Origin of the sequence: Winogradskyella vincentii, from assembly GCF_020166345.1 — a bacterium.
GTDB lineage: Bacteria > Bacteroidota > Bacteroidia > Flavobacteriales > Flavobacteriaceae > Winogradskyella > Winogradskyella vincentii.
In genome coordinates, this window is the sequence record NZ_JAIUJS010000003.1 from 25,116 (window position 1) to 50,559 (window position 25,444).

Below are 25,444 nucleotides of genomic sequence, written 5' to 3' on the forward strand. Positions count from 1 at the left end.
TCAGTTATAAAATTTAAAATTAAGTGCATAAAGATACTATTGTTATTCGAGAAATAGAACCAGATGATGATCCAAAAATAGCAAAGGCAATTAGATCGGTTTTAATAGAAATGGGAGTTCCAAAAGTTGGTACAGCTTATGAAGATAAGGCGTTGGATTGCATGACAGAAACATACAATCAGCCAAGAAAAAAATATTTTGTGGTAGTCAAAGGGGAAAAAATTATTGGAGGTGCCGGAATCTCTCCTTTGGATAACTATGAAGGCAACGTATGCGAATTACAGAAAATGTATTTTATGCCAGAGGCCAGAGGTAAAGGATTAGGTAGTAAAATGATGGAAAAATGTCTAAATTTTGCAAAACAAGCCGGATTTGATCAATGTTATTTAGAAACTATGCCCTATATGGATGATGCGCGCAAATTATATAGGAAAGTTGGATTCCAAAGTATTGATAAACCTATGGGAGATACTGGTCATTATTCCTGTTCTGTTTGGATGCTTAAAGATTTGTAATATTGAAAGCGCTAGATCTTAAAGATGTTTTTCATCAAAAACTGGATGCTATTTATGGAAAGAATGAAGTTGAAAGTTTCTTCTTTTTAAGTTTGGAGCATTACCTCAACATTCCTAGGTTCCAATTAGCTCTAGACCCTGAATTCACATTAACTAAAGATGAAACAAACCTCTTTTTTAAAATTTTAGAAGCTTTAAAGCAACAGCAACCAATTCAATATATATTAGGTGAAACAGAGTTTTTTGGATTGAAATTTATAGTAAATGAACATGTATTGATACCAAGACAAGAGACCGAGGAGTTGGTTGATTGGATCATTAGGGATAATTCAAAAAATAATGAGATTACATTAAATATTTTAGATATAGGCACAGGTAGTGGTTGTATTGCAATTGCTTTGGCCAAGAACCTTCCAAATTCTAATGTGTATGCTTTAGATATTAGCAGTGAAGCGTTAAAGGTGGCAAGAGACAACGCCAAAATCAATGAGGTTGAAATTCAATTTATCCAGGCAGATGTTTTAAGTAATTCTAATGATAATCATAAATTGGAAAATTCAATGTTTGATATTATTGTATCAAATCCGCCTTATGTTAGGATTTCAGAAAAGGGTGAAATGAAACCAAATGTACTGGAAAACGAACCATATTTAGCATTATTTGTAGATGATGATGATCCATTAAAATTTTACAAAGCAATAACAAAATTCGCGAATCAAAAATTAAAAAATGGAGGTCAGTTATATTTTGAAATTAACCAGTATCTTGGTGAAGAAACTAAGCAACTTTTAATTGATGCGAATTATGATAAAATTGAGTTGTTAGAAGATCTAAATTCAAACTTAAGAATGTTAAAAGGATTAAAAAAATAGTATGAAAAGTATATCCGTTTTTTGTGGTAGCAGTGAAGGAAATGATAAAGGAATTATTGATACAGCATATAATTTAGGTGCAACCTTGGCGGTAAATGATATTACTTTAGTTTATGGTGCAGCAAGAATAGGGATAATGGGTAAGGTAGCACAAGGAGCGATTGATAAAAAGGGAAAGACCATAGGCGTTATTCCTAATTTTCTAAGAACCAAGGAGATTGTAAATAATGAGTTAACGGAACTTATTGTAACACAGAATATGCACGATAGAAAAGTTGTTATGTATGAAAAAAGTGATGGTTTTATGATAATTCCTGGTGGTTTTGGTACGATGGATGAGTTTTTTGAAATTACAACATGGGGACAATTGGGATTGCATAATAAGCCAATAGGTATTCTTAATATAAATGGATACTATGATTCTTTAATTGCACAATGTAAAATGATGGTTGAAAGAGGATTTTTGAAACAGGCTAATTTGGAGGCTGTTGTAATTGACCATTCTATTGAAGGGTTATTAGATAAAATGAATAATTACGTTCCACTACCAAAACCAAAATGGTTAAATAAAGAAGGGTTATAGAAATGAGCATAGAATCTACAATTAATCAATTAAGAGAGGAGCTTCGTCAGCATAATTATAATTATTATATACTTGATAATCCAACGATTAGTGATTTTGAGTTTGACATGAAGTTAAAGGAGCTTCAAGATCTTGAAGAAAAGCACCCAGAATTTTTCGATGCCAATTCACCTACCCAACGTGTGGGTGGTACAATAACCAAAAACTTTAATACAGTTGTTCATGATTTTAGAATGTACTCTTTGGACAACTCCTATTCAAAGGAGGATTTACTAGACTGGGAGACACGTATAAAAAAGCTGGTAGATGGCGATGTACAATATACCTGTGAGTTGAAGTATGATGGTGCTTCAATGAATTTAACATACCAAAACGGTAAATTGCTACGAGCAGTTACAAGAGGTGATGGTGTTCAGGGAGATGAGGTAACGGCCAATGTAAAAACAATTAATACCGTTCCGTTGCAATTAAAGGGTAATTTTCCGGATAGATTTGATATAAGAGGAGAAATTGTATTGCCAATTGCTGGGTTTCTAAAAATGAATGAAGAACGCATTTCAAATGATGAAGAACCATATAGAAACCCAAGAAATACTGCGTCGGGAAGTTTAAAATTACAAGATAGCGCTGAGGTTGCAAAACGACCATTGGAATGTCTATTATATAGTATAAAAGGAAACAGCCTAAATATAACTACACAATTTGAAGGATTAGAAAAAGCCCGAGAATGGGGATTTAAAGTGCCCAATGAAGCAAAATTGGTAAATTCAATAGACGAAGTTCTTGAATATGTGGCGTATTGGGATGAACACAGACATAATTTACCTTATGAAATAGATGGTGTAGTGGTAAAAGTAAATAGTTTGTATCAACAAGATGAACTAGGATTTACAGCTAAAGCACCAAGATGGGCAATGGCTTATAAATTTAAGGCAGAACAAGTTTCTACCACATTAAATGAAATAACCTATCAAGTAGGTAGAACTGGAGCTATTACACCTGTTGCTAATTTAAAACCAGTTCAATTGGCAGGTACCATTGTAAAACGCGCGTCTTTGCATAACGCTGACCAGATTGAAAAATTAGACATTAGAGAAGGAGATGAGGTTTATGTAGAAAAAGGAGGTGAAATTATTCCCAAAATAATCGCGGTAGATTTTACAAAACGGCCGTCTAACTCCAAACCAACAAAATATATAACTAGTTGTCCTGAGTGTAAAACAGAACTAGTTAGGTTAGAGGGTGAGGCCAAACACTATTGCCCAAATTACAATGGTTGCCCTCCGCAGGTTATTGGCCGTATACAGCATTTTATCTCAAGAAAAGCAATGGATATTGAAGGGTTAGGCGGTGAGACAGTAGCACTATTGGTTAATGAAGGATTAATTAAAAACTATTCTGACTTGTATGATTTAACAATCGAACAAGTAATACCATTAGAACGAATGGCTGAAAAAAGTGCTGAAAACCTAATTAATGGTATAGAGGCTTCAAAGCAAATACCTTTTGAACGGGTTTTATTTGCCTTGGGTATTAGATATGTTGGTGAAACTGTTGCTAAGAAATTAGCAAAACATTATAAGTCTATCGATGGTTTAATGTTTGCATCATCATTAGATTTAGTTACTGTTGACGAAATAGGTGAGAGGATTGCGGAAAGTGTAGTAGAGTTTTTCTCCTCTGATGAAAATAGAGAAATTATATACAGACTTCGAAATTTTGGAGTTCAATTAGAAATATCTGCAGAAAAATTAGCAAACCAAACTGATAAGTTAAATGGACAATCTTTTGTTGTTTCTGGTGTTTTTGAAACTGTATCGAGGAATGAACTTAAAAAACTTATAGAAGATAATGGAGGAAAGGTGTCTTCTTCTATATCATCTAAAACAAGTTTTGTGGTCGCAGGAGATAAAATGGGTCCAAGTAAACGAACTAAAGCAGAAAATTTAAATGTTCCTATCCTTACCGAGCAAGCATTTCTGGAGCTTTTGAAATAAATTCCTACAGAAAAATACACTTTTTATCGATAAAATACACTTTTTTATCGTTTAATTGTAAATAAATTTTATATTTGCTTCATTAACTAGGGATTAATTAATAATGTTTGCTAAAATTTTAAAAGTATTGTTGCTTTTACTCGGTGGTCTTTTCATCGTGCTACAAGGAATGACCTTTCAGATAGAAGGGGCTGCTGTTAGTGCTCTCATACTAGTACTATTAACAGTACTTTATTGTGGCTGGACAGCAAATAAAAGTAGATATTTTTTCTGGTTTTTAGTATTATATACTACAGGTCATGTTCTTAGTTATTCTGCTTGGTATGGACCAGATTTATACGAAGATGATATAGATTATTTTTATTATATAGCTAACATGCTTTTCATATTGGCATATATTTTCCTGATTCTTAAAATATTAATACAATTAGATTACAGAGCGGTATTTTCTAAGTTGTCAATACCTATATTCATATTAATTGTATTAGATGTTTTTTGTGTTTCTATTGTAACTGAAACCACGGAAGGTGTATTAGGCTTTTATGAGTATACCCTAGAGTACACATATAATGCGATTATAATGGCGTTATTGTCTGTAGCACTAATAAATTATATGTATAGAAATGACATTAAATCTATGATGTTCTTAATGGGCTCAATCTGTATTGTTTTTTCCGAAATAATTCAATTGGCATATTTCTATGTTATGGAAGATAAAATTTTAGGATTTATCTACTCCTTCTTTTTAGTTGTGGCGTTTATCTTTTTCTATAGACAATCCCAACTTGAATTTACAGGCCCGGAACCGGATTACTCTGATAATCAGTTGGAAGCTTAATTCTTATTTATTAAGGGAATATTCCTTTTCTCAGAAAATAATATTACTGCACTTAAAATAAAGGTTACTAAAGCAGTGTAGAATAAAATTCCACCATCACCTTTAACGTCAATCCCTAATTGTGTTAAATGCATAATTATTGCTCCTGCCATAATACCTAAAGCTAATGAGGCACCAAGCCATATTGTTTTTGGAATAAGTAACAAAATACCTGCTATTAACTCTGCTATACCAATACCAATTCTTCCAAAAGGTTCTAAGCCTACAGTTTCGAAAATATAAACACTATCAGGATGTGCTGTAAACTTAAATCTCAGGGTTTGAATTAAAATAATTGCGACTGCAATACGTAAAACCAAAAATATTTTGCTTGACTTCATAATGAATAATATATTGTATGAAGATTTAGACGAATAAGCAAATACATCTTACAATAGAACTAGACAATTATTGTAGTTCCTTCAGCCTTTATGTTTTTGCCCTCTTCAAAAAAGAAATCTACCTGCCCTAAATAAAGGCCATATGCACCAACTTGGTTAACCAGGACATTTTTACCGGCACTATTTTTTTCAATAGTTGGTTTTGGTAAGAATGTATGTGTATGGCCACCAATTATTAAGTCTATATCTTTTGTTGCCTTTGCCAAATTGAGATCTGACACTTTTTCTGGAAACTTTTTATAGAAATATCCAATGTGTGATAAACAGATCACCAAGTCACAATTCTGTTCCGTTTTGAGGATTCTTGACATGTCTTGGGCAATTTCTATAGGGTCATTATATACTGTTTCCTTATACATTCTTTTTTCAACTAATCCATCAAGTTTTATTCCCAGTCCAAAAACTCCAATTTTAATTCCATCCCTTAGAAATGTTTTGTAAGGCTTCACATGGGTATCCATTATTGTATTTGAAAAATCATAGTTTGCAGATACAAATTCAAAATCGGCATGAGGTAATTGCGCATAAAGCCCTTCAATTCCATTATCAAAGTCATGATTTCCAATGGTCGCTAAATCATATTTAAGCATACTCATTAGCTTAAATTCGAGCTCACCTCCATAATAATTGAAATAAGGTGTACCTTGAAAGATATCACCAGCATCAAACAAAAGAGTGTTTGGGTTTTCTTGTCTAATTGATTCGACTAGAGTAGCACGCCTTGCAACACCACCTTTATTTGCATTTCTGCCATCATTAGGACCAAAAGGATCTATGTGACTATGGACATCGTTTGTATGGAGAATGGTAATTTTCTTTTGTTTTTTATTATCGAAAGATGACAGACCTAATCCTCCAAGCCCAACCAATGCAGTAGCTGCAGAAGATTGTTGTATAAATTTCCTTCTATTCATCATTTAGTTATTAAGTTGTATAAAACGATTGTCAATTTTTGGGCTTATTGTATCTCTTTTCTTAAAATAATCTATCAATACATTCCTTATTTTATAGTCAAGTACATATAGGCTATCGTTAGGGTGAAAAAAGGACATTCTATCACCACCATTATATAGATAATCGTTTGTTGCGACGTAAAAGGTTCTATCAGCATCAATTGGTTGATTATTTATACTGGCAGTAGTAACTTGAAAATCTTTATCTAATGTAATTTGCACTTGTTTGGACAATGGATGTGCGCGTTTGGCCAAAGATAAATACTTTAGCATCTCATTAATTTGGGTACCCTTTAGGGCAACTACAACCGTCGAGTTTTCAAATGGCATTACTTTATAGGCAGTTCGTGTTGTAATATTTCCTTTTGGTATGATGGACCTTATACCGCCATGATTTAAAATCACAAAATCTATATTCTCTCCGGTTCGTTTATTAAACACAGGATTTGCTTCTTCAAATACAGCATCAGCCATTAAATTACCAATTGCGGTATTATATTCACCATCTGATTTAGAATAGGTTTCTGGAGCAAAAGAAATCACACTATCTAAATTGTTATTTACATTTTCCCTAAAGGGTTTAACGAATTCTTCAATGGATTCATCTCCATTAATTTCGTCGTTGATTTCAATTCTCTTACCTTCAATTTTAGTCAAATGATAATCTTCAACACATGACAGGACGGCAACAGTAGAAAATAAAAGAATTACATGTTTTATAGACATTTGATTTCTTATAAAGAGTTTATGAAAATATGTGCATGCTTTTGCTAAATTTGCACAAAGTCAAAAATAAATGATTTTAAAGGCATTTAAGACAAAATCAAATCAAAAATATGTTAATTCACTGTTGCAAGCGCGTAAGGCAGCGGTAAATAGCAAAAAGATTAAGACTGTTGCTGTTTTGTTTAATGAAGATGAATTTAATGATTTTGAATCGTTTAGGGCTTATTTTAAAGAACTCAATCTTACATCACCAAAACATAAAATTGTAGCATTTACAGATGATGATAAGTTTGAAGGAAGTCAGTGGGAATCTTATTTCAGTCCGAAAGATTTTGGATGGAAGGGAAAGATAAACAATGTTGATTTACAATCTTTTATTGATGAAGATTACGATGTACTTATTAGTTATTATAAATCGGATAATGTACTGCTCAATCTTATTACCGCCGCTTCAAAAGCAAATTTAAAGGTTGGATTGGCTCGTACAGATGAGCGCCTATATGATTTAATAATTGATGTTAATCCAAAGAATTTTGAAATATTCGCAATAGAGTTTAGAAAATATTTAAACATTTTAAAAAAATTATAATGACCCAATTTGTTGGTACAGGTGTTGCACTCATTACACCTTTTAAAGAAGATTTAAGCATTGATTTTGATGCTTTAGAACGCTTAGTTGAGTACAATATTAAAAATGGTGTAGAGTATTTAGTGATAAGCGGAACCACAGGAGAAAGTGTTACAATTACCTCTGATGAAAAGAAAAAGTTGATTGAATTTATTGCAAGTGTCAATAAGGGTCGTCTGCCTCTTGTATTAGGTATAGGAGGCAACAATACTGCTTCAATTGTTAGTGAGATACAAGGAACAGATCTATCTAATATAGATGCAATTTTATCTGTCTCGCCTTATTACAGTAAGCCTACTCAAGAAGGAATATATCAACACTTTAAGGCAATTTCTCAAGTATCTCCTTTGCCCATTATTTTGTATAATGTTCCTGGAAGAACATCAAAGAATATTGAGCCAGAGACAACTATTAGGCTGGCAAATGATTTTGAGAATATTATAGGTGTAAAAGAGGCGGGCAATAATGTTCACCAGTATTTGGAATTGCTAAGAACAAAGCCTGATGATTTTCTAGTAATATCTGGTGATGATGATTTAGCTCTAGGTGTGGCCTTGGCTGGCGGATCTGGTGTAATTTCGGTTATAGGGCAAGGTTTGCCTAAAGAGTTTTCAGAAATGATTCGATTAGGGATTGCTGGCAAAGCAAAACAGGCCTATGATATTCACTTTAGGCTAATGCCAATAACATCAATGATTTTTGCTGAAAACAATCCTGCAGGTATAAAGGCAGTATTAAATGGCCTCGGAATTTCCAAAATACACGTACGCTTACCACTTGTTGAGGCTACATTATCGTTGCAAAAACTCATTAATGGCGAGTTAAAGAAATTAGGTAAAAGTTAAACTTAATTTAAAATAAATTGCGCGCTCTCTGCATGCGCTATTTTAGCATATAATTTTTGTTTTCAAAATCCGTTATTTATGTGTACTTTTGCGACCTGTTTAAAATTTATGAAAAGAGCAATCTACATACTATTCATAGCTACTTTATTCACCTCTTGTAGTGATTATCAGAAGGTATTAAAGTCTGAAAGCACTGCCGAAAAATTTAAGTTCGCAACTGATCTTTACGAAGAAGGTAAATATGCAAAGGCTTTTAGATTGTTTGAACAAATACTTCCGGCATATAGAGGAAAGCCACAAGCAGAGAAACTTACCTTTATGCATGCTAACAGCTCTTATGAGCTGAAGGATTATTACATCTCAAGTTATCACTTTGATAAATTTGTAGACATTTATCCTAGTAGTGAGAAAGCAGAAGAAGCAGCATTTTTAGCAGCCAAGGGGTATTATCATAACTCTCCTGTTTACACTAAGGAACAAAAAGAAACCGTAGAAGCAATAGAGAAGCTTCAATTGTTTATTAACCTATATCCTAAATCTAGTTATGTAGCTGATGCAAATAAGTTAATTAATGAACTAGATTTCAAATTAGAAAAAAAGGCATACGAAATTGCAAAGCAATATAATCTGATTACGGATTATAAGGCTTCTATCAAGTCATTTAATAATTTTTTACTTGAGTTCCCAGGAACTTCCTTAAGAGAAGATGCTATGTTTTACAGATTTGATTCAGCATATAAGTTAGCGGCATTAAGTATTGATCGATTAAAAGAAGGACGCGTTAGTGACGCAGTCAGTTATTTTAATTCTCTCAATAAGGCTTATCCAGAATCAAAATATTTGGATGAAGCGTCTCGAATGAAAGAAGAATTATTAAGCGGAAATATTACAGAAATCACGAAAAGTTAATCATTTATAAAGATGGATTTAAAAAAGACAGATGCACCAGTAACCACAGTTACTTACAATAGAAACGTAGTAGATGCTCCAACAAACAATATCTACGAAGCTATATCGGTAATTGCAAAACGTGCAGAACAAATTAACACAGATATAAGACGTGAGTTAATTGATAAGTTGGAAGAGTTTGCAACTTATAACGACAGTCTTGAGGAAATTTTTGAAAACAAGGAGCAAATTGAAGTTTCTAAGTTTTACGAAAAGTTACCAAAGCCACATGCGTTAGCAGTAAAGGAGTGGTTAGATGATAAAATATACCACAGAAATACTGAGGATACTCAGCAATAATCTTCAATGTCTATTTTAAAGGACAAAAACATTTTATTAGGTATTACCGCTGGTATTGCCGCATATAAATCGGCTAGTTTAGTCCGATTATTCATAAAAGCAGGTGCTGACGTCAAAGTTGTTATGACACCTGCTTCTAAGGATTTTATCACACCTCTCACACTTTCTACTTTATCGAAAAACCCTGTGTATTCTTCATTTGTAGATGAAGAAGATGATAATCAGGTATGGAATAACCACGTTGATTTAGGCCTCTGGGCAGATTTATTTGTAATTGCTCCTGCAACAGCAAATACACTGGCAAAAATGGCAAATGGTGTTTGTGATAATATTCTATTAGCTACGTATCTTTCTGCAAAATGCCCAGTTTATTTTGCACCAGCAATGGATTTAGATATGTATAAGCATCAGTCCACTAGAAACTCTTTTGAAAAGCTTTCTTCATTTGGTAACAAAATGATTCCAGCAGGAACAGGAGAACTTGCAAGTGGTTTGGTAGGTGAAGGTAGAATGGCTGAGCCAGAAGATATAGTTGGTTTTATAACTAATGATATATTGGATCAGCTACCTTTAAATGGCAAGAGTGTTCTCATTACGGCCGGACCTACTTATGAAGCTTTGGATCCGGTTAGATTTATCGGAAATCACTCCAGTGGTAAAATGGGATTTGAAATAGCAAAGTCTGCAGCTAATCTAGGCGCCAAAGTTACGTTAGTTTCAGGTCCAACGCATCAGAATATTGACCATAATCATGTAACACTTAAGCCAGTGGTTAGTGCACAAGAAATGTATAACGAAGTCCATAAACATTTTAAGGATTCTGATATTGCGATACTTTCTGCTGCTGTTGCCGATTACAGACCAAAAAAAGTTGCCGATAAAAAAATAAAAAAGAAGGATTCTACGTTTACCATAGAGTTGGAAAAAACTAAGGATATTTTAAAATCTCTAGGTGAAGCTAAATCCGATCAGTTTTTGGTAGGCTTCGCGCTTGAAACTAATAATGAATTAGAAAACGCAAAGGGTAAATTAAGGTCTAAAAATCTTGATTTAATAGTTTTAAATTCATTACAAGACAAAGGTGCAGGTTTTGGAGTATCCACAAATAAAGTTACATTTATAACATCAACTGATGAGGTCATTGAACATGAGCTTAAATCTAAGACTGAGGTAGCCCATGATTTAATGCAACAAATACTGAAACAACTACATGCGTAAACTTGCATTCTTATTTACTCTATTATTTTCTTTAGGTGTCTTGGCACAAGAACTAAATTGTACCGTTACGGTTATTGCCCAACAAACTGGTAATGATAATAATGTGGTGTTTAGAAACCTTGAAAAGCAACTAAACGAATTTATTAGTAATACCCAATGGACTGATAAGAATTATAGCCTGCAAGAACGTATAGATTGCAATATGGTCATCAATGTACAGGAATACAATAACGATCTTTTTGCGGCTACGTTACAGGTGTCTTCGTCAAGACCAGTTTATAATTCAACATACAACACGCCAGTATATAATTATAACGACAAGAGTTTCAATTTCCAATATTTAGAATTTCAAAATTTGGTTTACAATCCAATACAATTTGAATCTAATTTAATATCTGTATTGGCTTTTCACGTGTATATGATATTGGGTATGGACGCTGATACATTTGAGTTAAATGGTGGTAGTGAATACTTTAAACAGGCTCAAACAATTGCTAACTATTCTCAACAATTAAACGGTCAAGGATGGAAGTTAGAGGACGGTTTACAATCAAGATTTGCATTGATTGATAACCTAATGTCACCAACATTTAAGGAATTTAGAACAACCATGTATGAGTATCATATCAATGGATTGGACCTAATGCATGAGGATACTAAGAAAGGAAAAACTAAGGTTACTTCTGTTTTAGAAGAATTACAGAAAATTCATAGGAGACGTCCAAATTCATTTTTAATGCGTGTATTCTTTGATGCTAAGTCAGACGAAATAATGGATATTTTATCTGGTGGACCTAGCGTAAACATTACCGACAGTATGGATATCTTAAATAGAATAGCACCTACATATTCTCAAAAATGGCGTAATATAAAATTCTAAATGCTCTTGGCGCTCAGAATAATTTTTCCCCTATAAATACTGCATAACTTTTTTAGCAATCCCCTTAATATAAAAATCGAAACTATTAATTTTGTTATTACAAATAGTAGAGTTTGTTATCATCATTACATATCCGAAATTTTGCGCTTATTGATGAGCTTAATGTAGACTTTAATAATGGCTTTACCATTATTACTGGTGAAACAGGAGCAGGTAAGTCTATATTGTTAGGTGGTTTAAGCCTAGTGCTTGGCAAACGTGCAGATTTAAGCCAGATAAAAAACAAGGATGAAAAGTGTGTAATTGAGGCAATTTTTGATATTGCAAAGTACAATCTGAAAGGCCTTTTTAACACCTTAGATTTAGACTTTGATGTTCAAACAATTATTAGGAGAGAGATTTTGCCTTCAGGTAAATCTAGGGCTTTTATAAATGACACGCCAGTAACATTAGACAGTTTAGTTGCACTTAGTGAGCATCTTATTGATATTCACTCGCAACATCAAACGCAGCAGTTAACAGAGGACTCCTATCAATTTCAAGTTATTGATGCATTGGCAGGAAACAAAAATGTATTGATTGAATATTCTTCAGAATTAAGGACGTATAAATTACTAGATAAGAAATTAGAAGAATTAAGATTGTCAAAATCAGAATTGATTAAAGAGTACGATTATAATTTATTCTTGTTGAAGGAGCTATCTGAAATAGATCTTGATAATTTGGATCTTGAAGATTTAGAATCTCAATTTGAAGTATTAAACAATGTTGAAGACATAAGTGAGAGATTAGGAAATGCACGTTCAATAATCAGTGCTGAAAATTTAGGGCTGACAGACCAATTAAATAGTGTAAAACAAGAGCTTTCAAGAATTTCTAGTTTTGGAAAAAATTATGGTGAACTTTTTGATAGAGTGACGAGCTTGGGTATAGAATTAGAAGACATACTATCTGAATTAGAAAATCTACATGAAAATCTATCCACTGATCCTCAAGAATTAGAGCAAATCAATTCTAAGCTTCAAATTGTTAATAATCTTTTTCAAAAGCACTCGGTATCTGAAATATCAGAATTAATTGAAATTAAAGATCAATTGCAATTAAAAGTTGATAATACCGAAAACTTGGATGACTCAATTGTAGAAAAAGAAGAAGAAATTTCAAGATTAAAAAACAATTTAGATAGCCTTGCTTTAAAAATTAATAAAGAACGTAATACTGCAATACCAGTTTTAGTATCGAAATTAGAAAAGATATTGACGGATTTAGGAATGCCAAATGCGAAATTCAAAGTAGAAGTTTCAACAACAGACAATTACTATGTTAACGGCAAAGATGACTTGCAATTTCTTTTTATGGCAAATAAAGGCTCAAATTTTAATACTCTAAAAAAGTCTGCTTCTGGAGGAGAGATGTCTAGAATAATGTTGGCGATTAAATCAATTCTTTCAGAATATATACAATTGCCATCTATTATGTTCGATGAAATTGACACTGGAGTATCTGGTGAAATTTCAAATAAAATGGGTAGTATTATGAAGCAAATGAGCAAAACTATGCAGGTTTATGCTATAACTCATTTGCCACAAATTGCGGCCAAAGGCGACACACACTTTAAGGTATATAAGAAGGATAAGGAAAATATAACCCATACCAACTTAAAACGTCTAAATGAAGAGGATAGGGTTGTTGAAATAGCACAAATGCTAGGTGGGTTAAATGTTTCTGAGTCGGCCATAGCACATGCAAAACAATTATTGAATTAATACTATATTTACAGCTTTAAATACAGATAACTAACTAATTAAAAAATAACCATATGTATAACTTACTTAAAGGAAAAAAGGGAATCATTTTTGGGGCATTAGATGAAAACTCAATAGCATGGAAAACTGCAGAACGTGTTCATGAAGAAGGCGGTGAATTTGTCTTAACAAACGCACCAGTTGCAATGCGAATGGGTCAGATAAATGCACTTGCTGAAAAGACAGGTTCACAAATAATTCCTGCAGATGCAACTTCAGAAGAAGATTTACAAAATTTGGTTGATAAATCTATGGAAATCTTAGGAGGGAAACTAGATTTTGTCTTGCACTCTATAGGTATGTCTATTAATGTAAGAAAGGGTAGGGCTTATACAGATCAAAAATACGATTGGACACAAAAGGGTACTGATGTTTCTGCAATGTCATTCCATAAGGTTATGCAAACATTATACAAAGCAGATGCCATGAATGAATGGGGAAGTATTGTTGCCTTAACATATATGGCAGCACAGCGAGTATTTCCAGACTATAATGATATGGCAGATAACAAAGCCTATTTAGAGAGTATAGCACGCAGTTTTGGTTATTTCTTTGGTAGAGATAAGAATGTAAGAGTAAATACAATCTCACAATCACCAACACCAACCACTGCTGGTAGTGGTGTAAAAGGATTTGATGGTTTCATTGCATATGCTGAGAAAATGTCTCCATTGGGTAACGCCACAGCTATGGATTGTGCAAATTATACTGTTACTTTATTTAGTGATCTTACAAAACGGGTAACACTTCAAAACTTATATAACGATGGAGGTTTTAGTAATATGGGAGTGAGTGATGCGGTTATGGATGAGTTTATGAATAAAGAATAATCCAAATAGACAAAATTGTATTAAAGCCACTGACTTCAGTGGCTTTTTTGTTAATAACATGTTGATTATAATTTATCTAATTGTTTTTTATCGGTTTTATGAGTTTTTCGTCGATTAGAGTGTCTTCAATAAAAATTCTTGTAGTTTTTAACATATTTTTAAGGTATTACTAACTTAAATACTAAAATATATGAAAAAAATTACTTTATTTTTCTTAATGGCCTTAATGTGTTCATTCACGGCAATGGCTCAATTTACTTTTCCGCTAGACACTGGTATGTACCAGACAACTGGTCCAACTCCAATTGTTGTTGTGGCAGTTAACGATGCAGGTAATGCTGCTGGTGTTCCAGGAGTTGTATATGATACATTTACCGTTACTTACGATTGGTCAGATCCAGGTACTAGTGACCCATGGTCTAGTGAAGAAGCACTTAACTTTACAACTACTGCGGGTACTACTTTAGTAGATCCTCCTACTTCAGGTGGTGCATCTTCAGGTGCTTCAACAACCTTGACTTTTTCAGGTGCTATTCCAGGAGGAGCTTATGATCCTTCCGTTGATGGATTTTTAGAATTAGGATTATTCAGGTCCTATTCTGCACCTGCGGATATTACTAATATATCAGTAACTATTTTTCCAGTACCTACTTGTACTTCACCTGCTGCCACAGCTGTAGCTGTTGACAATTGTGGAAGTGCACAGTTTAGTATCGATGTTGATGTAACATCTTTAGGGGACGCAACATCTGTTACTATTAGTAATAATGCTGGTGTTGCACCAACAACTGTGAGTGCAACCGGTATGGTAACTGTTGGGCCTTTTCCAGCAGGGCCGGGAGGTGTGGTTGATTTAACTTTAGAGCATGATCAAGATAACGTATGTAACGTCGATTTAGGTAGCTTTGATGATTCTTGTACAGGTTTACCACCAATTACCTCAGCAACATTCAATCTTGGTTGTGCACAGTCAGATACTACTACATTAACATTTAATCCTGGTAATATTTTTTGGGTTGAGATAAATTTAAGTGGTGGTTGTGCTGATTTGACAGTGGATACAAATACTAGTACAGGCATTGATTCTGAAGTAGGATTGTATGATGCTACAGGTGCCCTAATTGGTAATGATGATGATGGTGGTGACGGATTATTAAGTTTGTTCTCAGCAGGTGCTTTAGCTGATGGTACATATTACATGGTAGCGAGTGCTTTTAATACCACGTTTGGAGCAACAGATTTTGGGGTTACTACTTCTGATACTAGTACTTCTGGTAATTTGGTAATGACGGCAACTTCGGGTGCTGTTCTTTCCACATCAGATATAGAAGAGCAAGCATCATTTTCATACTATCCAAACCCTGTAAATAATACATTAACATTAAATGCTCAAAATAATATTGAGAATGTTAGAATGTATAATATGCTTGGTCAAGAGGTAATGAATGTTAAACCTCAAACATTAGATAGCGAATTGGATTTGTCTAGACTGGAAACTGGTACATACTTTGTTCAGGTAACTATAGTTAATGTTACTAAGACAGTAAGAGTGGTTAAGCAATAACTATTTACTATATTTTCAAAAAAGCCGTTTGAGAAAACGGCTTTTTATTTTTTAATTCAATTTATTCAAGTAGATTAACTCACAAATGAAAAGATATTTACTTTTATTTTTCATCTCATCTAACCTTATTTGCGCGCAAATTCAATTTAAGGAAGAAGCACAAGAATTGGGTATTAATGTTAATTGTGGTTATACCTATTTAGGTAATGGCATATCTTTTTTTGATTACGATAATGATGGTTGGGATGATATTACAGTAGCTACAGCAGATGGAGACCCAATGCGATTTCTCAAGAATATAAATGGAAATTATGTGAATCATTCAATAAATATTTCATCCAATAATCAGAATATTAGACAAATTAATTGGGTAGATATCGATAACGATGGTGACAATGATCTCTTTGTTACTAGTGATGTTTCTGGTAATCGTTTGTTTGAAAACACAGGAAATATGGTCATGTCTGAGATTACAACAACGTCAGGTATGCTTACAGATATATTTCCTTATTATGGTGCATCATGGGGAGATTACAATAATGATGGTTATTTAGATGCTTTTATATCCATTCGTGATCAAAATATTCCAAATATTCTCTATAAAAATAATGGAAACAAAACATTTACATTAGTAAATATCGAGGCGGGATTATTAACTACAGGATACATGTCCTTCTGTTCAGCTTTTTTGGATTATGATAATGATGGCGATCAAGATATATATGTGGCTAATGACAAGATAATATTTCCCAATTTAATGTATAGAAATAATGGAGATGGAACATTTACCGAAGTCGGTTTAAATACTGGCTCAGGTATTTATATGGATGGAATGTCAGCAACTGTTGAGGATGTTAATAACGACGGTTGGCTAGATATCTATGTGACAAATGATAATGATGATAGTGCTTTATTGATAAATAACACTGATGGTACATTTTCAGACTTAGCAAGTTCATATGGAGTTACTTTTAATAGTATTGGTTGGGGTGCTGTCTTCATGGATGCAGAGAATGATTCTGACTTAGATTTATATGTTAGTGGAGAAACAAATGGTTCTTTTCCGCAGTATTTGTCATCTGCTTTTTATGAAAATTCAGGAAGCGGAAATTTTAGTTTAAATAATGAATCCATTCCTAGTGATTTTGCAGAAAGTTACTCTAATGCAATTGGAGACATTGATAACGACGGCTATGCAGAAATTGTTGTAAATCATATAAATCATAGTAATATCTTTTTATGGAATAATATTACCCCTCAATTAAACAACTGGTTAAAGGTAAAACTTGAAGGAACGACTAGTAACAGAAATGGCGTAGGTTCATTTATAGAAATATCTATTAATGGAAACAAACAATACCGCTATACATGCTTAGGAGAAGGGTACCTATCCCAAAATTCTGCAACCGAGCAATTTGGTTTGGGTTCAGAAACAAATGTTGATTATGTAAAAGTTAAATGGCTTAGTGGTATAGAAGACATACTGTATAATGTAACAGTAAATCAAACATTAAACATTGTTGAAGGATCCTCATTATCTATACATGAGTTTGAAAACCCAATGGCATTTACTTACTATCCAAATCCTGTTAAGAACACATTAACACTAAACGCTCAAAATAATATTGAGAATGTAAGAGTGTTTAATATGCTTGGTCAAGAGATTATAAGTGTTAAGCCTAAAACTATAGATAGTGAATTAGATATGTCTAGATTAGAAACTGGAACTTATTTTATTCAAGTAACTATCGCTAATGTGACTAAAACAGTTAGGGTGGTAAAACAATAAGCTTTTTATCGTTTACTATAAATACATTATCTTGTTAAAAATTACTCTTAGACGATGCGGTATGTAATTTTAGTATTCTTTTCAATTAATTTATTAACTGCTCAAGTGACATTTGAAGAAAGTGCACTAGATTTGGGCATTTCAATAACTTGTGAATATACCTTTTTAGGTAATGGCGTTACTTTTTTTGATTACGATAATGACGGCCTGGATGATATAACGGTTGCCACCGCACTTGGCGATCCCATTTATTTCTATAAAAATATTAATGGCAATTTCGTTTCCCAAACTCTTAATATTTCCGATAACAATGCGAGGAATAAACAGATTAATTGGGTAGATATTGATAATGATGGAGACAATGATTTATTCATAACTAGTGATAATTCGGGTAACAGGTTGTTTGAAAATCTTGGTAGCATGATTATGTCAGAGATTACATCTACCTCTGGTATGCTGAATGATAACTTTCCATATTATGGTGCTTCTTGGGGAGACTATAATAATGATGGTTTTCTTGATGTTTTTATTAGCATTAGAGATCCATTTATCCCAAATATTCTATATAAAAATAATGGAGACAAAACATTTACATTGGCAAATGTTGAAGCAGGTTTGTTAACTGATGGGTATATGTCTTTTTGCTCTGCTTTCATAGACTATGATAATGATGGAGACCAAGACATATATGTAGCCAATGATAAATATGCCAATCCTAATTTAATGTATAGAAATAATGGAGATGGAACATTTACAGAAGTTGGCAATATTACTGGTACAAATGTTAGTATTGACGCAATGAGTGTTACCGTAGAGGACTTTAATTATGATGGTTGGTTAGATATATATATAACAAACGACCCTTCAAACAACGTTCTTTTTGTAAATAATGGTGATGGGACTTTTACAGATATGGCACAATCTTATCAAGTAACATTTAATAGTTCAAGTTGGGGAGCAGTTTTTTTAGATGCGGATAATGACAAGGACTTAGATCTATATGTAAGTGGCGAAGGAAATGGTACGGAATCACCGTTTTTGTCATCTGCATTTTATGAAAATATTAGTCCTTCCAATTTTCAACTGAATAATAGCGCAGTACCTGGGGATTTTGCCTATAATTATGGTAATGCGATAGGCGATACAGATAATGATGGTTACCCTGAAATCGTAGTTAACAATATAGATCACGAAAATATATTTCTTTGGAAAAACAATACCAATACAAGTAATAATTGGTTAAAAGTAAAACTTGAAGGGACAACGAGTAATAGAAATGGTGTAGGTTCATTTATTGAGATTTCTATAAATGGAAACAAACAATATCGCTATACATGCTTGGGAGAAGGCTATCTGTCTCAAAATTCAGCAACAGAACAATTTGGTATAGGCACTGAAACGATAATTGATTATGTTAAGGTAAAATGGTTAAGTGGTATTGAGGATATTTTCTATAATGTATCCTCTAATCAAACACTTAATATTGTTGAAGGATCCTCACTTTCTATTTCTGATTTTTCAGAGCAAATAGGATTATCATTTTATCCAAATCCAGTTGATGATATAATGAATTTAGATGCAAAAAAAGAAATTGAATCTATAAAAGTTTATAATCTGCTGGGTCAATTGGTGATGTCATCTTACCCTAAAGCAATCAATTGTCAAATTGATCTTACGAATATGCAAAAAGGCACCTATATTGTAGAAATTGAATTTATCGATACCTTAAGAAGCATTAGAATGATAAAACAATAGATTATTTTAATTATCAAGTAACCCTAATTGTGAAGTTTTACCAATTGATTTTATACCTTTTATCAATCAACTTAAGCGTTGCACAGATTGCGTTTGACAATGAAGCGGAAGCCTTAGGTGTTGAAATCATTTGTGGTAATACTCTATTTGGTAATGGAGTTTCGTTCTTTGATTATGATAATGATGGCTGGGATGATTTGACTGTGGCGACAGCAGATGGTGATCCAATAAGGTTTTATAAAAATATCAATGGAAACTTTGTAGAGCAAACTTTAAATATTACAAATAACAATTGGCGAAATAAACAAGTGAATTGGGTTGATATTGATAATGATGGCGATAATGATCTATTTGTCACAAGTGACACGAGTATTAATAGGTTATATGAAAACTTAGGTAATATGATACTTCAAGACATTACTACTTCTTCTGGAATGTTAAGCGAAGTGTTAGTCACCTATGGAGCATCTTGGGGAGATTATAATAATGATGGATTCTTAGATGTATTTTTATCTAATAGAGATACAACAATTCCAAATGTTCTTTACAAAAACAATGGAAATAATACGTTTTCACTAGTTAATACAGAAGCCGATCTTATTACAACAGGTACCTTATCTTTTTGCTCGGCGTTTATCGATTATAACAAAGACGGGTTTCAGGATATCTATGTTGCTAATGACAAAGTTGAGTATCCAAATTCCATGTACAAGAATAATGGTGATGGTACATTTACTGAAGTTGGATTTGAGACAGGTACTGACATTGCCATTGATGCAATGTCTGTTACCATAGGTGATTATAATTCAGATAGTTGGTTAGATATTTATGTGACTAATGATGTTGTTGGAAATGTTTTGTTAAAGAATAACGGCAATGGCACCTTTAGTGATGTAACACTGTCGTCAAATACTGTAATGAATAGTGTTGCTTGGGGCTCTGTATTTTTAGATGCCGAAAATGATGGAGATTTAGATATATATGTAAGCGCTGAACATGATGGTACGGTATCGGGATATTTATCATCTGCACTTTTCACAAATAACAATGACGAGTTTATACTGGAAAATGAAGCAATTCCTGATGATTATGCAATTAGCTATTCTAATGCTATTGGTGATATTGACAATGATGGTTACCCAGAAATTTTAGTGAATAACATTAACCATGATAATATTTTCCTTTGGAAGAATAACTCTAATAATACTAACAATTGGTTAAAAGTGAAATTAGAAGGGACAATAAGCAATAGAAATGGTATTGGTTCTATGATTGAAATTTCGGTTAATGGTGAAAAACAATATAGATATACATTAAATGGTGAAGGCTATCTCTCCCAGAATTCTGCCAGTGAGATATTTGGAATTGGAGACGCCACTGTAATTGACTATGTTAAAGTGAATTGGTTGAGTGGTACTGAGGATATTTTTTATAATGTATCTCCAAATCAGAATCTAAAAATAGTTGAGGGATCTTCATTATCAATAGAAGAGTCAAATACCAGTAAAATCAAATTATTTCCAATTCCAACTACTGAAATCCTTAATATTGAATCTTCTCTCCATATTGAAGAAGTTATGGTTTATAACTTACTTGGTGAGGTTAATATTTCAACACATGTGTATAAAAATGAAATTTCATTGGATGTTACTAGCTTAAAACCTGGGATATATTTTTTGAGACTATCTTCAAATTCTTCACAAGAAATAATGAAGTTTATTAAAAAATAAACTTAACGGTTTAATTACCTTTGTAGGGTATGAAGGACTTGTCATTTTCATTTGTCATACCTGTATTTAATAGGCCTCAAGAAGTAAAAGAATTACTAGATAGTTTTTTAAGTCTTAAGGGCAACTTCCAATATGAAATTGTAATTGTAGAAGATGGTTCCACTCAATCATCAGAACATATTGTAGAAGAATTTAAAACTGATTTAAACATTTCGTATTACTTTAAAGAAAATACGGGCCCAGGTAATTCCCGCAATTACGGAATGAATAGAGCCAAAGGAAATTACTTTATAATATTAGATTCAGATATATTGTTACCAAGTAACTACTTAATAGAAGTGACCACTTTTCTTAACAAGACTTATTACGACTGCTTTGGTGGGCCAGATGCTTCCCATACATTATTTTCTAATTTACAGAAGGCCATAAGTTTTGCCATGACATCGGTTATCACAACTGGCGGAATAAGAGGTGGAAAGAAGCAAGTCAATAAGTTTCAACCTCGAAGCTTTAATATGGGACTATCTAAGCGAGCGTTTGTAGATACACACGGATTTGGGAATATTCACCCAGGAGAAGATCCGGATTTGTCCTTGAGATTATTAAAATTAGGATATAAAACAGTTTTAATACCAAATGCTGTAGTTTTCCATAAAAGACGCATTTCATGGTCTAAATTTTATACACAAGTCAAAAAATTTGGTATGGTAAGGCCTATCCTCAATAAGTGGCATCCGGAATCAAGAAGTTTAGTATATTGGTTTCCGACACTTTTCAGCATAGGTTTGTTAACGTCAATATTATTGTTGGTATTTAAAGTTGTAACATGGCCTTTATATCTATATGTTGTTTATTTTACAGTGGCATTAATAATATCATTTATTGCAAATAAAAATATTATTGTAGCTATGCAATCTATATTGGCAATTCTTATACAGTTTTTCGGATATGGATATGGATTTTTAAAATCTAGTTTACTGGTTGGTTTATTAAAAAGGGAGCCAAATAAAGTGTTTCCTCAATTATTTTTTAAAGAATAGATTTTATTAATGAAGAAGAAAATTTCAAATTATTTAAGAAAGAAAGATGTAAAAAGGTTTAGTATATTTTTTGCATTGGCTTTTTTGTTTCTGATATTTTCTAAACTTTCCAATGACTATAAGCAAAATATTGCACTTAAAGTTGAACTGTTTAATTTAGATGAAGAGATTGTTATTGAGTATGACTCTTTAAATAAAATTACCGCTTTTGTAGAGGCAAAAGGATTTACCTTATTACCATATTTATTTCAAGATTCAAAAACAATCATGATTGATGCAAAGAAAGATGTAGTTATAAGAGACAATGAATTTGTTTTTGAGGTACAACGGCAAAAGTATAGAATTGAAGACGAGCTGGGCAGTCCTTATAAATTATTGACCCTGAAACCAGACTCTTTGATTTTGAGATATTCAGAGATGGCTACGAAATATGTAGATGTTGTAATAAATAAGGATTTTAAGTATGCCTTAGGTTTTGATCTACTTGGAGAATTAAACATGGATATTGATAGTGTAAAGTTAGTTGGGCCAATGTCTAGCATTGAAAACATTAATTCAATAAATACTGAATTACTTGCACTTGCTGATATTAAAATGGATATTAATGAGGTGTTAAATTTGGATATTTCACAACTAAAGGATGTACAAGTGGTTCCTGAATCAGTTACGGTTACTGGCGATGTTGAACGTTTTACAGAAGGTGCAATCGAAGTTCCTGTAGTAATTAAAAATGCTCCAAATGATATTAACATTAATTATTTCCCTAAAACCGTTACAGTATCCTATTACATAGATTTGAATCGTTTTAAATCTATAAATGAATCTAACTTTAAAGTTGAGTGCGATTTTAATGAAGTTAATGATGGCCAGCAATTTATGATCCCAAAGATTGTAGTAAAACCAGATTTTGTTAAAAGAGCTGGTATTAAACAAAAACGTGTAGATTTTATTAAATTATAATATGGTAGTAGTTGGTATTACTGGAGGTATAGGTAGTGGCAAAACTACAATAGCAAATTATATAAAATCATTTGGTATTCCTTTATATGTCGCAGATAAGGAAGCCAAAGCACTAATGAATAGATCAAAAGTTATTAAGCGAAAATTAATTCAACTTTTTGGTGATAAGGCTTATGTAGACGGTAAATTAAATAGACCCTTTTTAGCAAAAATGATTTTTAATGATAAGTCATTGCTAAATCAGATGAATGCAATTGTTCATCCAAAAGTAGCTTCACACTTTAAGCGATGGTTAAAAAAACAAGATGCACCATATATTTTAAAGGAAGCAGCAATCATCTTTGAAAATAATTTACAATCTAATTACGATTATATCATTACGGTTGTAGCTGACGAAAATTTGAGGATTGAAAGAATTTTAGATAGAGACGATACTACACAAGAAAAAATCAAAGCTATTATCAATAATCAATGGACTGATTCTCAAAAAAAGGAGCTTTCAGACTTCGTAATTTCAAATAACGATTTAGACCAAGCAAAGAAACAAGCGTTGCAGATTCACACTAAGCTTCTTAAAATCACAGCAGAATAGGTTACTTGCCTTTTGTTAATGTAAGGTTAAACCTAATTTGCGCTAAATGTTAAAATGTTAAATTTGACCGATGGGTAAGAAGCTATTCGTCTTTTTAGTGGTATTAATGAGTCTATCACTTATTGGTATCATTTTTGTGCAATCATTTTTTATAAACAATAGTTTACAGAATGAGGAGAAGAATTTTACACTTAGTGTAAAACGAGCTTTAAGTTTTGTTTCTAGAGACATTGAAGAGATGGAACTTAGAAACTCACTTATAAAACTTCAACCATTCTTAAGTAAAAATGAAAGACCCGATTCAACGGTTATTAAGCGTTTATTTATAACCACTGAAGACGACATTAACGACAAAACCATAGTTCACCGTAATACGGTTTTGGAGGAGCGTTTTAAAGTGCCCTCATTGTTCTTTGAAATTGATGCTGACAGTTTTGCGATTAGCAAACGTTCTAATGAGCGTGTTACTGAGATATATAATAATTCTCAGATTGATGGTAAAAATGTAATTGCACCTAGTGAACGTCTTATTCAATATTCTTCAATGCCTGCATTAGACAGGCAGATGTATGAAGATACATTTAAGGATATGCTTAAGGATATTCCAATTTATAAACGTGTAACAGCTTTACAAGTTGAAACCTTATTGAATAGAGAATTAAAGGATGAAGGCGTAAACCTGGATTTTGAGTTTGCAATCTATGATGATGACCTTGCTACAAAGGTTCAAACTGAGAATTTTGAAAAGGAAAATGCCTATGGTGTTTATATTTTTTTAGATAACAATAACGAAAGCAGTTATAAGCTATGGGTTGATTTCCCAGATAGGCGAAAGTATTTGTTGTCTTCAATAATGTGGATGATTGTTTTATCAGTAATATTTACAAGTGTGATTATACTAGCATATTCTAGTGCTATTTATCAATTAATTAGACAAAGGCAAATATCACAGATAAAGACAGATTTTATCAATAATATGACGCATGAGTTTAAAACTCCTATTGCAACTATTAATTTGGCGCTCGACTCAATAAAAAATCCTAAGATTATTAGTGATGAAGATAAAGTAAAACGTTATCTTAAGATGATTAGGGATGAAAATAAGCGTATGCATGCACAAGTTGAAAATGTATTGCGTATCTCTAAACTTGATAAGAATGAGTTAAATATAAGTAAGGATCGGTTGAAACTTCATGAATTGGTTGAAGATGCCATAACGCATGTTGAGTTAATTGTGGAAGACAGAAAAGGATATGTAAATACGCATTTTAAAGCTGTTAAGTCATCAATATTGGCGAATGAAACACATTTTACAAATGTTATCGTTAATATATTAGATAATGCAATAAAGTATTCAGATGATGCACCAAAAATAGATGTGTATACTGAAAATATTGGTAACAATATTGTACTCAAAATTGCAGATCAAGGTAACGGAATGTCAAAGCAAGTTGCCAAACGTGTTTTCGAAAAATTTTATAGAGAACATACAGGAAATGTGCATAATGTAAAAGGACACGGGTTAGGTTTAGCCTATGTTAAAAAAATAGTAGATGATCATCAAGGTCATATATCAGTTGAAAGCGAAAAAGGAAAAGGTAGTACCTTTATTATAAGACTACCATTAATATCATAA

General features: G+C 32.6%; 24 protein-coding genes. 21 read left to right on the top strand and 3 right to left on the bottom strand.

What is annotated here, in order from left to right; genetic code table 11:
* The first annotated feature begins 23 nt into the window (after positions 1-23).
* The 5 genes from LBV24_RS05975 to LBV24_RS05995 all read left to right on the top strand — a co-directional run bounded on the left by LBV24_RS05975 (position 24) and on the right by LBV24_RS05995 (position 4,805).
* Positions 24-515 carry a GNAT family N-acetyltransferase gene (locus tag LBV24_RS05975; RefSeq protein ID WP_224477690.1) on the top strand — a complete coding sequence of 164 codons (492 nt, stop codon included), beginning with the start codon at positions 24-26 and terminating at the stop codon, positions 513-515.
* A 2-nt stretch (positions 516-517) separates the two neighbouring features.
* Positions 518-1,387, top strand: coding sequence for a peptide chain release factor N(5)-glutamine methyltransferase (prmC, locus tag LBV24_RS05980; protein WP_224477691.1), 870 nt, complete (start codon positions 518-520; stop codon positions 1,385-1,387).
* Position 1,388: 1 nt separating this feature from the next.
* A complete protein-coding gene (locus tag LBV24_RS05985) occupies positions 1,389-1,970 on the top strand; it encodes an LOG family protein (protein ID WP_224477692.1) in 582 nt (193 codons plus the stop codon).
* Positions 1,971-1,972: 2 nt separating this feature from the next.
* Positions 1,973-3,967 carry an NAD-dependent DNA ligase LigA gene (gene ligA, locus LBV24_RS05990; RefSeq protein WP_224477693.1) on the top strand — a complete coding sequence of 665 codons (1,995 nt, stop codon included), beginning with the start codon at positions 1,973-1,975 and terminating at the stop codon, positions 3,965-3,967.
* Positions 3,968-4,070: 103 nt separating this feature from the next.
* On the top strand, positions 4,071-4,805 hold the full coding sequence (locus LBV24_RS05995; protein ID WP_224477694.1) for a hypothetical protein: 735 nt from the start codon (positions 4,071-4,073) through the stop codon (positions 4,803-4,805).
* On the opposite strand, the gene LBV24_RS06000 is transcribed toward LBV24_RS05995, so the two are convergent.
* Genes LBV24_RS06000 through LBV24_RS06010 form a run of 3 tightly spaced genes read right to left on the bottom strand, consistent with a single transcriptional unit; the run spans position 4,802 to position 6,924 of the window.
* Positions 4,802-5,185: a DoxX family membrane protein gene (locus tag LBV24_RS06000; protein WP_224477695.1), complete on the bottom strand. Its 384-nt coding sequence runs from the start codon at positions 5,183-5,185 to the stop codon at positions 4,802-4,804. The genes LBV24_RS05995 and LBV24_RS06000 overlap by 4 nt on opposite strands.
* Positions 5,186-5,244: 59 nt before the next feature.
* Positions 5,245-6,159, bottom strand: a complete 915-nt coding sequence (locus LBV24_RS06005) for a bifunctional metallophosphatase/5'-nucleotidase (RefSeq protein ID WP_224477696.1) — start codon at positions 6,157-6,159, stop codon at positions 5,245-5,247.
* A 3-nt stretch (positions 6,160-6,162) separates the two neighbouring features.
* Positions 6,163-6,924: a 5'-nucleotidase C-terminal domain-containing protein gene (locus tag LBV24_RS06010; RefSeq protein ID WP_224477697.1), complete on the bottom strand. Its 762-nt coding sequence runs from the start codon at positions 6,922-6,924 to the stop codon at positions 6,163-6,165.
* A 70-nt stretch (positions 6,925-6,994) separates the two neighbouring features.
* Between LBV24_RS06010 and LBV24_RS06015 the strand changes: the two genes are divergently transcribed.
* From LBV24_RS06015 to LBV24_RS06090, 16 genes are all read left to right on the top strand, one after another.
* Entirely contained in the window at positions 6,995-7,513 is a 519-nt protein-coding gene (locus LBV24_RS06015) for a DUF6913 domain-containing protein (RefSeq protein WP_224477698.1), read from the top strand.
* Positions 7,513-8,397 carry a 4-hydroxy-tetrahydrodipicolinate synthase gene (gene dapA, locus LBV24_RS06020; protein WP_224477699.1) on the top strand — a complete coding sequence of 295 codons (885 nt, stop codon included), beginning with the start codon at positions 7,513-7,515 and terminating at the stop codon, positions 8,395-8,397. The genes LBV24_RS06015 and dapA overlap by 1 nt, the downstream gene beginning before the upstream one ends.
* A 108-nt stretch (positions 8,398-8,505) precedes the next feature.
* Positions 8,506-9,306: an outer membrane protein assembly factor BamD gene (locus LBV24_RS06025; protein ID WP_224477700.1), complete on the top strand. Its 801-nt coding sequence runs from the start codon at positions 8,506-8,508 to the stop codon at positions 9,304-9,306.
* Positions 9,307-9,318: 12 nt separating this feature from the next.
* A complete protein-coding gene (locus LBV24_RS06030) occupies positions 9,319-9,645 on the top strand; it encodes a DNA-directed RNA polymerase subunit omega (RefSeq protein ID WP_224477701.1) in 327 nt (108 codons plus the stop codon).
* Positions 9,646-9,651: 6 nt separating this feature from the next.
* Positions 9,652-10,863, top strand: a complete 1,212-nt coding sequence (gene coaBC / locus LBV24_RS06035; RefSeq protein WP_224477702.1) for a bifunctional phosphopantothenoylcysteine decarboxylase/phosphopantothenate--cysteine ligase CoaBC — start codon at positions 9,652-9,654, stop codon at positions 10,861-10,863.
* Positions 10,856-11,743 carry a type IX secretion system protein PorD gene (porD, locus tag LBV24_RS06040; RefSeq protein ID WP_224477703.1) on the top strand — a complete coding sequence of 296 codons (888 nt, stop codon included), beginning with the start codon at positions 10,856-10,858 and terminating at the stop codon, positions 11,741-11,743. The genes coaBC and porD overlap by 8 nt, the downstream gene beginning before the upstream one ends.
* Positions 11,744-11,856: 113 nt before the next feature.
* Entirely contained in the window at positions 11,857-13,509 is a 1,653-nt protein-coding gene (recN, locus tag LBV24_RS06045; protein WP_224477704.1) for a DNA repair protein RecN, read from the top strand.
* 53 nt (positions 13,510-13,562) lie between these two features.
* Positions 13,563-14,378 carry an enoyl-ACP reductase FabI gene (locus LBV24_RS06050; RefSeq protein ID WP_224477705.1) on the top strand — a complete coding sequence of 272 codons (816 nt, stop codon included), beginning with the start codon at positions 13,563-13,565 and terminating at the stop codon, positions 14,376-14,378.
* A gap of 190 nt (positions 14,379-14,568) precedes the next feature.
* Positions 14,569-15,942: a T9SS type A sorting domain-containing protein gene (locus LBV24_RS06055; protein WP_224477706.1), complete on the top strand. Its 1,374-nt coding sequence runs from the start codon at positions 14,569-14,571 to the stop codon at positions 15,940-15,942.
* 85 nt (positions 15,943-16,027) lie between these two features.
* Complete coding sequence (locus LBV24_RS06060) at positions 16,028-17,731, top strand: FG-GAP-like repeat-containing protein (RefSeq protein ID WP_224477707.1); 1,704 nt, start codon at positions 16,028-16,030, stop codon at positions 17,729-17,731.
* A 54-nt stretch (positions 17,732-17,785) separates the two neighbouring features.
* Positions 17,786-19,486, top strand: a complete 1,701-nt coding sequence (locus LBV24_RS06065) for an FG-GAP-like repeat-containing protein (RefSeq protein WP_224477708.1) — start codon at positions 17,786-17,788, stop codon at positions 19,484-19,486.
* A gap of 29 nt (positions 19,487-19,515) precedes the next feature.
* The gene (locus LBV24_RS06070) at positions 19,516-21,216 is read left to right on the top strand and encodes an FG-GAP-like repeat-containing protein (RefSeq protein ID WP_224477709.1); all 1,701 of its coding nucleotides are present in this window, start codon (positions 19,516-19,518) and stop codon (positions 21,214-21,216) included.
* 29 nt (positions 21,217-21,245) lie between these two features.
* The gene (locus tag LBV24_RS06075) at positions 21,246-22,256 is read left to right on the top strand and encodes a glycosyltransferase (protein ID WP_224477710.1); all 1,011 of its coding nucleotides are present in this window, start codon (positions 21,246-21,248) and stop codon (positions 22,254-22,256) included.
* A 9-nt stretch (positions 22,257-22,265) separates the two neighbouring features.
* Entirely contained in the window at positions 22,266-23,216 is a 951-nt protein-coding gene (locus tag LBV24_RS06080) for a CdaR family protein (protein ID WP_224477711.1), read from the top strand.
* 1 nt (position 23,217) lies between these two features.
* Positions 23,218-23,808 (top strand): dephospho-CoA kinase, encoded by a 591-nt coding sequence (coaE, locus tag LBV24_RS06085; RefSeq protein WP_224477712.1) that lies wholly within the window; start codon positions 23,218-23,220, stop codon positions 23,806-23,808.
* Positions 23,809-23,878: 70 nt separating this feature from the next.
* Positions 23,879-25,444, top strand: a complete 1,566-nt coding sequence (locus LBV24_RS06090) for a sensor histidine kinase (protein WP_224477713.1) — start codon at positions 23,879-23,881, stop codon at positions 25,442-25,444.